This window comes from Segatella hominis (assembly GCF_004535825.1).
Classification (GTDB): Bacteria; Bacteroidota; Bacteroidia; order Bacteroidales; family Bacteroidaceae; genus Prevotella; species Prevotella hominis.
In genome coordinates this window covers 18884-33678 of record NZ_SGVY01000029.1, presented here as the reverse complement: position 1 = coordinate 33678, position 14795 = coordinate 18884, and the positions used below count along the sequence as shown (strand labels likewise).

Here is a 14795-nt window from a genome sequence, read left to right as displayed (position 1 = left end):
TAAATTCTCACTTTTTATACGATTTTGCTTGCAAAGATAAGCATTTTTTGGGAAATAATCACTAACTTTGCACCAAAATATAACAAAAAACTAAAAATATGTTTAGTAAGGACACTTACATTCAGCGCCGCCAAGAGCTTAAGAAGCTTGTAGGTGAAGGCGTAATTTTGATTTTCGGAAATAACAATTCACCTTGTAATTTCCCTAACAATGGATACTATCCATTCCGTCAAGACTCTACTTTCCTCTATTATTTCGGACAGCAGCGCGATGGTCTGGTAGGTGTAATCGACATTGACAACGACATCGAGACATTGATCGGTGACGATATAGATATTGAAGATATCGTATGGTATGGCAGCGTGGAAAGCGTACACGACTTGGCAGAACAGGTTGGTGTCCACAACTCTGCACCTATGAAATCTCTGAAGACTATCTGCAATGATGCCATGTCTAAGAAGCGCAAGATTCATTTCCTGCCTCCTTACCGCTTTGACATCAAGCTCCAGATATTCGATCTCCTCGGCATCCATCCTAACCAGCAAAAGGAAGAGGCCTCTATGGATCTCATCAAGGCTGTGATAAAGATGCGCTCTACCAAGACTCCTGAGGAAATCGAGGAACTGGAACGTGCTGCAGTTATTGGTTACAAGATGCATACCACTGCCATGAAGTTGACTCGTCCAGGAGTAACAGAGAAATTTGTAGGCGGACAAGTTGACGGAATTGCCAACTCTTATGGAGCAATGGTCAGTTTCCCTACTATCTTCAGTCAGCATGGTGAGATTATGCACGGCAATCCTTCCATGAGCATTCTGGAAGCTGGCAGACTGGCTCTTTGCGATGCCGGTGCCGAGACCATCAACAACTATTGCTCTGACAATACACGTACCATGCCTGTAAGCGGCAAGTTTACCCAGCGCCAGTTGGAAATCTACTCTATCGTTGAGGCTTGCCACGACTATGCACTCGAAGTTGCCAAGCCTGGTGTGAAATACGCAGATGTTCACTTTGCAGTATGCCGTCTGATGTTTGACAAGCTCAAGGAGTTAGGACTTGCCAAGGGTGATACAGAAGAGGCTGTCAAGGCTGGTGCTCATGCCATGTTCCTGCCTCACGGATTAGGTCACATGATGGGAATGGACGTACACGATATGGAGAATTTCGACCAGATCAATGTAGGATTCGATGAGGAAGTTCGTCCTAACCTGGAACAGTTCGGTACCAACTGCCTGCGCATGGGTCGCCGTCTCGAAGAAGGTTTCGTCGTAACAGATGAACCGGGAATCTACTTTATCCCTGCCCTCATCGACGACTGGAAGGCTTCAGGTCATTGCGCAGAGTTTCTCAACTTCGACAAGTTGGAAACCTACAAGGACTTCGGAGGTATCCGTATCGAGGACGATTTACTCATCACCAAAGACGGTTGCAGATTCTTGGGCAAAGACCGCATCCCTTATCATCCAAAGGATGTAGAGGACTACATGGCAGCCAACAGATAAGCAATTCCCTTGAAGAGAGATAAAAGAAAGAACAACATTATTAATATAAAGAGAAATTTTAATGAAGAAAACATTGATCGCAGCAGCATTGATGGCATTGGTTGCCACAGGTGCAAGCGCAAAGACCGCTACTGATTCAGCAGCTATCGCAAAGAACAAGCCAGTATTTACAGTGGTAAAGGAAAACCCTATCACCAGCATCAAGGATCAGAACCGCAGTGGTACGTGCTGGGCTTATTCTACTCTCAGCTATTTTGAGAGCGAGATTTTGAAGAAGACAGGCAAGACATACGACTTGAGCGAGATGTTCGTTGCCAACAAAACATACATGGACCGCGCCACAATGGCTGTCAGAATGCACGGTGACGTGAGCTTCTCACAGGGTGGTAGCGCATACGATGTACTGTATGCTTTGAAGCACTATGGTATCGTACCAGAGAATGCAATGCCAGCACCAGGTACATTGACAGGTGACTCACTTGCCAACTTCGGTGAGTTCTTCGATGTAATGACACCATACGTAGAAGCTGTTGCCAAGAGCAATGCTAAGAAAATTTCTTCTGCTTGGAAGAGCGGTCTTCAGGGCATCATCGACTCTTACATCGGTAAGACTCCAGAGAAGTTTACCTATCAGGGCAAGCAATATACTCCACAGTCATTCTGCGAGAGCCTCGGTTTGAATCTCGATGACTATGTTACCATCACCAGCTATACCCACCACCCAATGTGGAGTCAGTTTGCTGTTGAGGTACAGGACAACTGGCGCTGGCCTATGAGCTACAACGTTCCAATGGAAGACATCTGCAAGATTATCGACAACGCAGTCAACAACGGTTATACTATAGCTTGGGGTGGCGACGTAACAGAGGATGGTTTCACTCGCAAAGGTCTCGGTATCGCTTACGATGTAAAGAAGGTTCGTTCTATGGCAGGCACCGATGCAGACCACTGGTTCAAGCTTTCAAAAGACGAGAAGAAAGAGAAGTTCGACTCACTGGGTGTCAACGCTCCTGAGGTTGTACCAACACAGCAGATGCGTCAGGAAGCTTTCGATAACTGGGAGACTACCGATGACCACGGTATGCACATCTATGGTATCGCAAAGGACCAGAATGGTAAGGAGTACTACATGGTGAAGAACTCATGGGGTGAGTATGGCGATTACAAGGGAACCTGGTACATGACCAAGGCATTCGTAGCATACAAGACTATGGACTTCATGGTAAACAAGAATGCCATCCCTAAGGATATCCGCAAAAAACTCGGAATCTAAGGATAACAGGAAGAAAAGAAACTTAGATAAATATTTTAAAAAAGGCAGCAATCCATCAGGTTTGCTGCCTTTTTTTGCATAATTCATGCTTTTTCTGCTATTTTCAAGTTAAAACATTTCTATTTGTCGTTTTATTTTTGTAACTTTGACGGCAGAAATAAAAAATAATTAAGATGCATTTTAAATGGAATTATGAAGCACCTACACCAGAGCAAGAAAAAGCAGCAAAGGAACTGGGCGAAAAGCTAAGCATCAGCCCAATCTTAGGACAGCTTCTCATCCAAAGAGGCATTACGACAGAATCGGCAGCCAAACGGTTTTTCAGACCCCAGCTTGCCGACCTGATCAATCCATTCCTCATGAAGGATATGGACATAGCCGTTGACCGCCTCAATGATGCGATGGGACGCAAGGAGCGCATCCTTGTCTATGGCGATTACGACGTAGATGGATGCACTGCCGTAGCTTTGGTCTATAAGTTCCTGCAGCAATTCTATTCCAACATCGATTACTATATCCCCGACAGATATGACGAGGGATACGGAGTCAGCAAAAAAGGAATAGACTTTGCCAACAAGACAGGTGTAAAACTAATCATCATCCTTGACTGTGGCATCAAAGCCATCAAGGAAATAGAATATGCCAAGTCTCTTGGCATAGATTTCATCATTTGTGATCACCACGTACCAGACGAGGTGATGCCTCCTGCTGTGGCTATTCTCAACCCTAAACGTCCTGACGATACCTTTCCGTTCAAGCACCTTTGCGGATGTGGCGTAGGCTTTAAATTCATGCAGGCTTTCGCCAAGAACAACAACATTCCGTTCTCCAGACTCATCCCGCTGCTCGACTTCTGTGCCGTAAGCATCGCAGCCGACATCGTACCTGTTGAGGAAGAAAACCGTATCCTCGCGTTCCATGGTCTCAAGCTGCTCAATACCAATCCAAGTATCGGCTTGCGTTCCATCATTGATATCTGCGGACTCAATGGTAGAGAAATCTCAATGAGCGACATCGTATTCAAGATCGGTCCACGCATCAATGCTTCAGGAAGAATGGAAAACGGCAAATTGAGCGTTGACCTGCTGGTAGAAAGAGATTTTGCTACTGCCATCCGCATGGCAAAACACATCAATGAATACAACGAACAACGTAAGGACATCGACAAGCAGATGACGGAGGAAGCCAATGGCATTGTGTCAAGACTTGAAAGCCAGAAGCACAACTCCAGTATTGTGCTCTACGATGAGGGATGGAAAAAAGGAGTCATCGGCATTGTTGCCTCAAGACTCACGGAAATCTATTTCCGCCCTACCGTCGTTCTGACCAAAGATGGTGACATGGCAACAGGCTCCGCACGCAGTGTAACGGGCTTTGATGTCTATTCTGCCATCAAGAGTTGCCGCGATATTCTCATGAATTTCGGTGGACATACATACGCTGCCGGACTTACCCTCAAATGGGATAAGGTAAAAGAATTCAGAGAAAGATTCCAGAAATATGTAGAGGAGCATATCGCTCCTGAACAGACAGAAGCCTTGCTTCATATTGATGCGGAGATTGATTTCAAAGACATCACCAAACACCTGTACAGCGACCTGAAACGGTTTGCACCTTTTGGACCAGGCAATCAAAAACCGATATTCTGCACAACCAAAGTGTATGACTATGGTACAAGCAAAGTGGTAGGAAGGGAACAGGAGCACATCAAGCTGGAACTTGTGGACTCAAAGTCGAGCAGCGTGGTCAACGGCATTGCCTTCGGACAAAGTGCTGCAGCACGATACATCAAGAGCAAACGGAGTTTCGACATTGTATATACCATAGAAGACAATATCTTCAAGAAGAACCAGGTACAACTGCAAATTGAGGATATCCGTCCGAACAACAGTGAGAAATAGGAAAACTCCTGATTTCTGACTCCATCAGACCCAAATGACTAAATGACAGATAAATTTCAAGAGATATTGCGAACATACTGGGGGTATCCTGACTTCCGTGGCATACAGAGAGACATTATCGAAAGTATATCACAGGGTAAGGATACCCTCGGTCTTATGCCTACAGGTGGTGGTAAATCTATCACTTTTCAGGTTCCTGCACTTGCCCAGGATGGCGTTTGCATCGTGATTACGCCCCTCATAGCCCTCATGAAAGACCAGGTTACCCACCTCAAGGAACGCGGTATCCTGGCAGATGCTATCTATGCCGACAAATCCAGAAGAGAAATCATACAGACACTTGAGAATTGTATCTTTGGCGGTGTCAAGATTCTGTATGTCTCTCCGGAAAGACTTTCTACGGATATTTTCCAGACCAAATTACGCCATATCAAAGTAAGCTTTATCACAGTGGATGAAGCCCACTGCATCAGTCAGTGGGGATATGATTTCCGTCCTTCTTATCTGAAGATTTCAGATATCAGAAAGTTGAAACCGGGAACACCTATCCTGGCACTTACTGCCACGGCTACCCCAGAAGTCGTAGATGATATCCAGAACCAACTCCAGTTTTCTGAAAAGAATGTGTTCAAAATGAGTTTCGAACGCAAGAACCTGGCATATATTGTACGCATTACGACCGACAAGCATGGCGAAATGGTTCATATCCTGAAATGTGTACAGGGTTCTGCCATCATCTATGTTAGAAGCCGCCGCCGTACGAAGGAAATAGCAGAAATCCTCAATAAGAACGGCATCCCTGCCACTTTCTATCATGCCGGACTTGACCCTGCCGTAAAGGATGAACGACAGAGAGAGTGGCAGGAAGATCAGATAAGAGTGATGGTTGCTACCAATGCCTTTGGTATGGGTATCGACAAACCCGATGTAAGGATGGTCATTCATATAGATTGCCCAGACTCTCTGGAAGCTTATTTCCAGGAGGCTGGTCGTGCGGGTAGAGATGGCAACAAATCATACGCAGTACTACTCTATGATGCCAGCGATGAACGCAAACTGACCAAACGCATCAACGATACCTTTCCAGAGAAAGAACTGATCAGGGATATCTACGAACACCTCGCCTATTTCTTTCAAATAGGTGTGGGGAGCGGTTGTGGAAAAACTTTCGAATTCAACATAGAGAAATTCAGCTATATCTATAAGTATTACCCAACAAAAGTAGATGCAGCTTTGAGAATACTGGAACAGTGTGGTTACATTCATTACGAAGACAATCCCGACGGGAAAGCCCGCCTCATGTTCAACCTGAACAGAAGCGACCTTTATCTTCTGGATAATCTGTCTGAAAATGAAGACCAGGTTGTCACGGCTCTCTTACGCATTTACGGAGGACTCTTCACTGATTTCGTATATATCGATGAATCCCTGATAGCCCAACAAGCAGAGTTGAGTATCCAGCAGGTATATTTCGCATTGAAATGCCTTGCCACCAAACATATCATCACTTTCGTTCCTCGTAGAAAAATCCCGTTTATCACCTATACCCGGGATAGAATTGATGGAGATAAGGTCGTCATCACCCAAGAAGCATACGAAAACAGAAAAGAGCAATTCGTAAAACGTATCAGCAGTATGATAGCATATGCACAAACAGACTTTATCTGCCGTTCACGACAACTCTTAAGGTATTTCGGAGAAGAAACCAAGGAAGATTGCAAGCAATGCGATGTCTGTCTGGAACATAAAGATAACGATTCTGTAGCCAAACAGATGTTTGAAAAGGCGAAAGAAAGTATTCTCCAGATATTAGGTGATCAAAAGAAACACCACATTACAGAATTGAGAGAAATACAAGTACCGAGCCAGCAGTTAGAAAATGCTTTAGAAATGCTGGTATCAGAAAACCAGATACATATAGACGGCAGTTATATCTATCTGTAAAGCTAACAAAAAAGGATAAACAACAAAAAGAGATAAACAACAAAAAGGGAACGACCCCTCGCGGACCATTCCCTTTCCAACATTATGTACGAGAAAAAAATTAGTTATTTTCAGGACGAAGTTTACGAACTGTAACACCAGCCTGCCACATTTCCTTGTTGCGCATAGCCTCGAGTTCAGCGTTCAACTTCTCACGGTAATCAGCCTGAGAGTTCTTGTCGATAGAAATCTGAGCCTCATTACCAGTCTTAACAGAGTAATACAACCACTCCATAACAGGCTTGATAGCCTCACGGAAACGAGGAGCCCAGTCAAGAGCACCACGCTGTGCAGTTGTAGAACAGTTAGCATACATCCAATCCATACCCTTCTCACCGAAGAGAGGGCCAAGGCTCTGAGTCAGTTCCTCAACAGTCTCGTTGAAAGCCTCAGATGGAGAGTGACCGTTCTCACGAAGTACATCGTACTGAGCCTCCAAAAGACCCTCGATAGCACCCATCAAAGAACCACGCTCACCAGTAAGGTCAGAAGTAGCCTCACGCTGGAATGTAGTCTTGAACAAATATCCTGCACCGATACCGATACCGAATGCAATAGTCTTTTCCTCTGCTTTACCAGATGCATCCTGATATACAGCGTAAGAGCAGTTCAAACCACGACCCTCGCAGAACATTGTGCGGAGAGAAGTACCAGAACCCTTAGGTGCAACCATGATAACATCAATATCCTTAGGTGGAACTACGCCTGTGCGATCGCTCCAGTTGATAGCGAAACCATGTGAATAATACAAAGTCTTACCTGCTGTGAGGTGTGGCTTAATTTTTGGCCAGCAAGCAATCTGACCGGCATCAGAAAGCAACATACAGATGATAGTACCCTTTTCTGCAGCTTCCTCGATAGAGAACAAAGTCTTACCAGGAACCCAACCATCCTTCAGACACTTCTCATAGGTTTTACCCTGACGCTGTCCAACGATGACATTGAAACCATTATCGCGAAGGTTACAAGCCTGACCAGGACCCTGGATACCATAACCGATAACTGCGATAGTTTCGTTCTTCAATACTTCACGTGCTTTCTCCAATGAAAATTCATGACTGGTGACAACAGTTTCCATTACGCCACCGAAATTCATTTCTGCCATAATTATTTTTGTTTTGTGCGGCTTGCCGTTGTGGAGCCGCGGGTTTAACTTGTCCATACGGATGCGAGCTAATTCTTATCCAAAGAATGCCTGTTTGATCCGTCCACCCCCTATCCAAGAGGGCGGCTCTGGGTTTATTTTCTTATCTGGGTGCAAAGGTAATAAATCAATATGAAACTACCAAATTTTTCTTTCATTTTTTTATAAATTTCGCTTTACTTCTTACAACTTCGACTTCTTTTGCGTCATTTTTGCAGATTTTTGTTATCTTTATGCAATATTCTCCCTCATTTACTTCCTCCTCGTAGAAATTAAGACGGTCGCCCTGATGACTCTCTGCCACGTATGCAATTTCAAATCTCTGCAAAAAATGGGTCTTGTAGTAATCCAAGTCGAATAAATCAAGAATATGTTCGATATATTTCACTGAATTGATATGTCCATTGACATCTACATCATTATAATAGGTGTCGATACTGCGCACAAACTTGGCATCGGCAGACATCTTGACACGAGAACTGGCTGCTATAGGACATTCTTTCTCTTCCTCGAGATACTCCTTGATAAGTCCATCATGGATGGAGAATATATCTACCGGCTGTCTGGTCTCAGTATCTATCATCGCCCACACACTCTTGCCATAGCCATATACCTTCTCCTCTTCTTCATCAGCAGCTGGCTTACCACATATCTTGAAATCACGGGCTGTAAAATACTTCATGGCATTCTCCACCCAGGTCTCAACATAGAACTTGTCATACGACTTAGGCATCTCGGTCATCTCTATGGCCAAGCGACTAAGCACCCAAGTCTTATGTCGTGGCATGAGATAGTTCATGCCATAACCACGGTCGTTGCTATGAAAATCGGCTGCATTCAACAAATGATTGCCCAAATGCCCCATAAACAGGTGACTGGAAAAGTCACAATGAAAAGGTTCCGAAAGGAACTCGTATCTTCCTACTTTACTTAATAATTCCATATCTTATACGAAAAAATGCCTTCTTGTTTTTAAATTCTTTGCAAATCTACAATTTTTTATTGAGAATGCCAAAGAAAAAATCGAGAATTTCTTCTGCTAACGGCGTTCATAAAAACAAACGAGCTACAACCGTAGAACAACTGTCTTACGATCGTAGCCCGCTTATCCCTATATTTCTCTATCTCTGTTATTCCTCCGCACTCTGCTTCAGATAATCAGAGATAGGCTCATCGAAACTTCTTGTTACTGCAATACGGCCTGAGCGAGTATATTGCAAGAGACAATCAAAACTGTTCAACTTATGGAACAAGTCTGCAATATCCTCTGTCAAACCAGCCAAGAGTACCGTACTGTAAGTTGGATTAACCTCCATCATACGAGCATCATGCTTACGGATCGTACGGGAAACCTCAGGGTTTTCCAGCAGAACAGGAGTTGAAATCTTGAAGAGAGCCACCTCATGGATGAAAATCTGATCATCCGCATAGTAATCACTCTTCACGACATCGATTTTCTTCTCTATCGCCTTGTTGATTTTCTCTATCTGCTCAGGATCACTCCATACCGTAATGGTATATTTGTGGATATTCTTGATGCTGCTGGCCGATACGTTCAGGCTCTCGATATTTACTTGTCTGCGGGTGAATACTGCGGTAATCTGATTCAGGATACCCGCAATGTTCTCTGAATAAACAAGCAATGTATATAATTTCTTGTCACTATTATTGTCCATCTTATTTTTCCTTTCTAAAATGTCTGTTACACTTTACTTTGAAAATGCCGGTTACACCTTATTATATATATATGAATCGAGAACTTTAGTAATGAAGTTCCAACTGCATTTCATCAACACTCTTGCCAGGCAAGGTCATCGGAACGATGTCCTCATCTTCCTTGATGGCGCACTCCAGAAGGTAAGGCCCCTTGGTAGCAATCATCTTCTCCACTTTCGCCTTCAGATCCTTGCGGTCGATGACCACATCGTAAGGAATGCCGTAAGCCTTGGCTATTTCCTCATAACGAGGGTTCAGCATGTGGGTAAAGGAGCGACGGCCTTCAAACATCAGGTCTTGCCACTGACGTACATTGCCAAGATAATTGTTGTTCAGGAGAATCATCTTCACAGGTGCCTGCTGCTCCATGATCGTACCCAATTCCTGGATATTCATCTGGAAACCGCCATCACCGAAGAAACAGCAGATGGTTCTGTCTGGAGCACCAAAGGTTGCACCGATAGCAGCAGGAAGACCGAATCCCATTGTTCCAAATCCACCACTGGTAACAATACTCAGTTTCTTGGTGAACTTGAAGTAGCGGCTACTGATCATCTGGTTCTGACCTACGTCGTTCACGAGAACAGCCTCATTATGGGTAGCTTCCGTCACCACATTGGTCACCTCGCCCATCAGCAGAGGACCCTCTGTAGGATGGATATCCTTCTCGATTACCTTCTCCTGCTCCTGCTGGCGATAAACCTCGAATGAATCTCTCCACTCACGGTGAACATTCTTATTCAGCAAACGGGTAATTGCCGGCAAAGTCTGCTTACAGTCACCTATCACAGCAACATCCGTCTTGATGACCTTGTCAATTTCAGCCTTGTCTATATCCAGATGGATGATTTTAGCCTGCTTAGCATATTTAGAAGGAACACCAGTAATACGGTCGCTGAAACGCATACCAATAGCTATCAGCACATCACACTCCTGAGTCTTCATGTTGGTAGCATACGAACCGTGCATACCGAGCATACCCATATTCAACGGATGATTGCTTGGTAAAGCAGAAAGGCCGAGCAGTGTACGACCTGCAGGAATATCAGCCTTCTCCAGGAATTCAATCAACTCATTGTGAGCACCGCCCAATTCCACGCCATGACCTACCAGTGCAAATGGACGCTTGGCATTATTGATCAATTCGGCAGCCTCCTCTACAGCCTTGGCATCTATGGCAGGATAAGGATTGTAAGAGGTAACCTTCTCACATTTCACAGGTTCCCACTCACAAGTAGCAATCTGGGCATTCTTGGTAAAGTCGAGAACGACAGGACCCGGACGACCACTGCGGGCAATATAGAAAGCACGGCTCACAGCCCAAGCTACATCCTCAGGACGACGAATCTGATAAGCCCATTTAGAGATAGGTTGGGTAACACCCACCAGGTCAACCTCCTGGAACGCATCCGTTCCCAAGGCACCCACGCCTACCTGACCAGCAATAACCACGATAGGTGTAGAATCCATCATGGCATCAGCAATACCAGTCAAAGTATTTGTTGCTCCAGGACCACTGGTCACGAGTGTTACGCCCACTTCGCCACTGACTCGAGCATAGCCCTGTGCAGCATGAGCAGCAGCCTGCTCGTGACGTACCAAGATGTGATCAAACACCTTATTTTCTCCTCTCGTGTAACCATACAGTGAATCAAACACTGGCATGATGCTTCCCCCCGGATAACCGAAAATGGTCTTTACACCCTCAGCTTTCAGGGAGCGCATCAACGCTTCTGCTCCTGTTATTACTTCTTTTGCCATTATTATTATATTTATTTCAAAGGAATGGGAAAATTCCACGCTATATCCAAGCAGAATATCCCATTACCTTTCTACTGAAAAGTTCAAAAACTATATATTTTCATCTTAATCGATAATTCTTACACCGCCCTTGTCTGCAGAACTTACACTCTGAGCGTATGCACGCAAAGCCTTGCTTACCACACGGTTACGCTTCAAAGGCTGCTGAGGACGGGCTGCCAATTCTTCATCAGACAACTTCACGTTGATAGAACGGCTTGGAATATCAATGACAATGATATCACCATCCTTGATCTTACCGATATTACCACCTGCAGCTGCTTCTGGAGAAATATGCCCGATACTCAAACCGGATGTACCACCAGAGAAACGACCATCAGTAATCAGGGCACACTCCTTGCCCAAATGGCGACTCTTGATGTATGAAGTAGGATAAAGCATCTCCTGCATACCAGGACCACCCTTAGGACCCTCATGAGTGATAACCACACAGTCACCAGAGTTTACCTTTCCATCAAGAATCCCCTCACAAGCATCCTCCTGAGAATCGAAGCAAACAGCAGGACCCTCAAAGTGCCAAAGTACAGGATCCACACCCGCAGTCTTCACTACGCAACCATTCTGGGCGATATTACCGAAGAGAACAGCCAGACCACCATCCTTGGTGTAAGCATGTTCCAAGTCACGGATACATCCATTCTCGCGGTCTGTATCAAGACTCTCCCACTGAGCATCCTGACTACCCATTTGAGTAGAGAATTTTCTGCCAGGTGCAGAATGATAGATTCTATCTGCCTCTGGATCAAGCTCAGAACCAGTGATATCATATTTCTTCATCTGCTCATCGAGTGTCTTTCCATCAACACGCTTTACGCTACCATTGATCAAGCCACCCTTGTTCAACTCATTCAGGATACCCATGATACCACCCGCACGATTGCACTCCTGAACACTATATTTCTGAGTATTTGGAGCCAACTTGCAGAGACAAGGAACCTTACGGCTCAACTGGTCGATATCCTCCATCTTGAAGTCAGTACCAGCTTCCTGAGCAACAGCCAAAAGATGAAGCACCGTATTGGTACTACCACCCATTGCGATATCGAGAGTCATTGCATTGAGGAAAGCATCACGTGTTGCAATATTACGTGGCAATACGCTCTCATCACCATCCTCATAATAAGCATAAGCATTCTTCACTACCTGACGAGCAGCATCCTTGAAGAGTTGGATACGATTCTTGTGGGTTGCCAAGATTGTACCATTTCCTGGGAGACTCAAACCAATAGCCTCAGTCAGTGAGTTCATAGAATTTGCAGTGAACATACCCGAACAGCTACCACAACCAGGACAAGCACATTGCTCAATCTGCTTCATTTCCTCATCAGAAACACTGGTATCAGCACCCTTAATCATAGCAGTAATCAAGTCAGCATTCTCACCCTTCCAACGACCAGCTTCCATAGGGCCACCAGAGCAGAATACAGTAGGAATGTTCAAGCGCATAGATGCCATGAGCATACCAGGAGTCACCTTATCACAATTAGAGATGCAGATCATGGCATCAGCCTTATGAGCATTGACCATATACTCTACAGAATCTGCGATAATGTCACGGCTTGGCAAAGAGTAAAGCATTCCGTCATGACCCATAGCAATACCATCATCTACAGCGATGGTATTAAATTCGGCTGCATAGCAACCCATTGCCTCTATTTCCTTCTTGACAATCTGACCGATTTCATGAAGATGAGTATGACCAGGCACAAACTGTGTAAAGCTATTCACAATAGCAATAATTGGTTTGCCAAACTGCTCATGTTTCATACCTGCAGCTACCCAAAGTGCACGGGCACCTGCCATTCTTCTGCCTTCAGTACAGACGCTACTTCTTAATGGATGTTTCATATTGTTTTTATATTTTCAATTTTGACTGCAAAGATACTGAGAATTTATGTAATAACCAACAAATTTCACATAAACTTTCATTTTATTGCGAATTTCGTAACATAAATCAACGATTTGCTTTCGATTTATCACAGAAACTACACATTTTCGTTAGAATTGAGCATTCAAATAAACTAAAAACACAAAAACTATAACCTAAATCTTCTATATTATTTCACTCCTCCTTGGTTTGTACCTCACATCAATTATGAACATACGATCACAGGAATAGAAATAACATCCGATGGAGCACAAAAAAATCCTCAAGGCAAAAAACCTTGAGGATTTATATGTTTGATAGAAAAAATTCTAATCAATGCGTTTATTACTCAGCAGCGCTGTTGTCGTTGAAAGTAGAAACGCGGTTAAACTCAACCTGCTTGAAGAGCTTGTCTGTTGCGCCCATACCCTTAGTTGTCAAACGATTAGCAGCAATCTTGTACTTCTTAACCAATACATTCTTAACTGCATCAGCACGCTTCTCTGAAAGCTTCTGGTTCAACTCCTTAGGACCCTCTGGAGAAGCATAACCCTTGATCTCAACGTTAGCCTCTGGATGATTCGTCATATACTGAGCGATCAACTCGATGTTAGGCATCTGGCTCTTCTCTACGTTAGACTTGCCCTGCTGGAACAATACAGTAGGCTGCAAGTTTGTAGCTGTAGCTGGCTTTACATACTTAGGCTTCTTGTTGCACTCGTCAAGAGCGTTCTGAAGATCCTTGATCTGCTTGTCCTTAGCTGAGAGCTGAGAATCCTTGTTATTCAAATCGTTGCGGAGGTTGTTGATCTGGCTGTTCAAACCATCGATCTCAGACTGATCACGGAGCTGAGCGATTGTGAAGTTGTGAGAACCGTTAGAGTTCTTGAACTTGTAGATGAAACCAGCGTTCAACTGGAAGCCAGACTTGTTGATGTTATAAGCAACACCCTCATAACCATCACCATTCAAAGCCCAGTTCATAGATGGCTCTACATAGAACTGCCATGCCTTGTCAGCACCGAAGTTAACTGCGAAATCGATACCAGCCTTAGAAGTCAAAGCATTCCAGTTATCTGTTGTACCGAAAGAGTGTGCCCAACCAAGACCATAAACAGGGATAACCTCGAATGTACGTGGCTGACCCTTGTAACCAGCAAACCAGTTGCTCAAGTTTACAGTACCAATCAAGCTTGTGTTCATATAACGAACTTTAGTCTTTGATGGATATGCGTTGTGATCGTTGAAGTAAACATTGCTCTCAGCAGCCAAACCGAATACTGGAGTAAACCAACGACCGATACGAAGACCAGCATTTGAGTTGAGGTTGTTCAACCAACTGTGATTTGTAGTCTTTGTCATTACACCGCCATTAACGCCGATGTAGAAGTTGTCAAAAGTCTTGCTTTCAGTAACAGTCTGAGCTGATACTGATACTGCCATAGCTGCGGCAGCAAACAATAAAACTAACTTTTTCATGTCTCTCTAAAATTTATTAAATAAAATTATTAAATATCACTATAATTCTTCATGCAAATACTGCACAAATACTTATTTCGAGTGCAAAGTAATAAAAAAAAACTTTAAC

10 protein-coding genes are annotated in these 14795 nt (G+C 44.1%); 4 read left to right on the top strand and 6 right to left on the bottom strand.

The window, feature by feature from the left end:
* Positions 1-98: 98 nt before the first annotated feature.
* The 4 genes from EXN75_RS10980 to EXN75_RS10965 all read left to right on the top strand — a co-directional run bounded on the left by EXN75_RS10980 (position 99) and on the right by EXN75_RS10965 (position 6620).
* Complete coding sequence (locus tag EXN75_RS10980) at positions 99-1502, top strand: aminopeptidase P family protein (protein WP_134843851.1); 1404 nt, start codon at positions 99-101, stop codon at positions 1500-1502.
* 61 nt (positions 1503-1563) lie between these two features.
* Positions 1564-2775 (top strand): C1 family peptidase, encoded by a 1212-nt coding sequence (locus EXN75_RS10975; protein ID WP_134843850.1) that lies wholly within the window; start codon positions 1564-1566, stop codon positions 2773-2775.
* Between the two features lie 173 nt (positions 2776-2948).
* Positions 2949-4676, top strand: a complete 1728-nt coding sequence (recJ, locus tag EXN75_RS10970) for a single-stranded-DNA-specific exonuclease RecJ (RefSeq protein ID WP_134843849.1) — start codon at positions 2949-2951, stop codon at positions 4674-4676.
* A gap of 42 nt (positions 4677-4718) precedes the next feature.
* Positions 4719-6620, top strand: coding sequence for a RecQ family ATP-dependent DNA helicase (locus EXN75_RS10965; protein WP_134843848.1), 1902 nt, complete (start codon positions 4719-4721; stop codon positions 6618-6620).
* 100 nt (positions 6621-6720) lie between these two features.
* Here EXN75_RS10965 and ilvC read toward each other — a convergent pair whose 3' ends face one another.
* From ilvC to EXN75_RS10935, 6 genes are all read right to left on the bottom strand, one after another.
* Complete coding sequence (ilvC, locus tag EXN75_RS10960; protein ID WP_118117152.1) at positions 6721-7764, bottom strand: ketol-acid reductoisomerase; 1044 nt, start codon at positions 7762-7764, stop codon at positions 6721-6723.
* Positions 7765-7957: 193 nt separating this feature from the next.
* A complete protein-coding gene (locus EXN75_RS10955) occupies positions 7958-8746 on the bottom strand; it encodes an acyl-[acyl-carrier-protein] thioesterase (protein ID WP_134843847.1) in 789 nt (262 codons plus the stop codon).
* A 187-nt stretch (positions 8747-8933) separates the two neighbouring features.
* Positions 8934-9479 (bottom strand): acetolactate synthase small subunit, encoded by a 546-nt coding sequence (gene ilvN / locus EXN75_RS10950; protein ID WP_022111276.1) that lies wholly within the window; start codon positions 9477-9479, stop codon positions 8934-8936.
* Between the two features lie 85 nt (positions 9480-9564).
* On the bottom strand, positions 9565-11280 hold the full coding sequence (ilvB, locus tag EXN75_RS10945) for a biosynthetic-type acetolactate synthase large subunit (protein ID WP_134843846.1): 1716 nt from the start codon (positions 11278-11280) through the stop codon (positions 9565-9567).
* A 105-nt stretch (positions 11281-11385) separates the two neighbouring features.
* Positions 11386-13188: a dihydroxy-acid dehydratase gene (ilvD, locus tag EXN75_RS10940; protein WP_134843845.1), complete on the bottom strand. Its 1803-nt coding sequence runs from the start codon at positions 13186-13188 to the stop codon at positions 11386-11388.
* Between the two features lie 364 nt (positions 13189-13552).
* Complete coding sequence (locus EXN75_RS10935) at positions 13553-14686, bottom strand: OmpA family protein (RefSeq protein ID WP_134843844.1); 1134 nt, start codon at positions 14684-14686, stop codon at positions 13553-13555.
* Positions 14687-14795 lie beyond the last annotated feature (109 nt).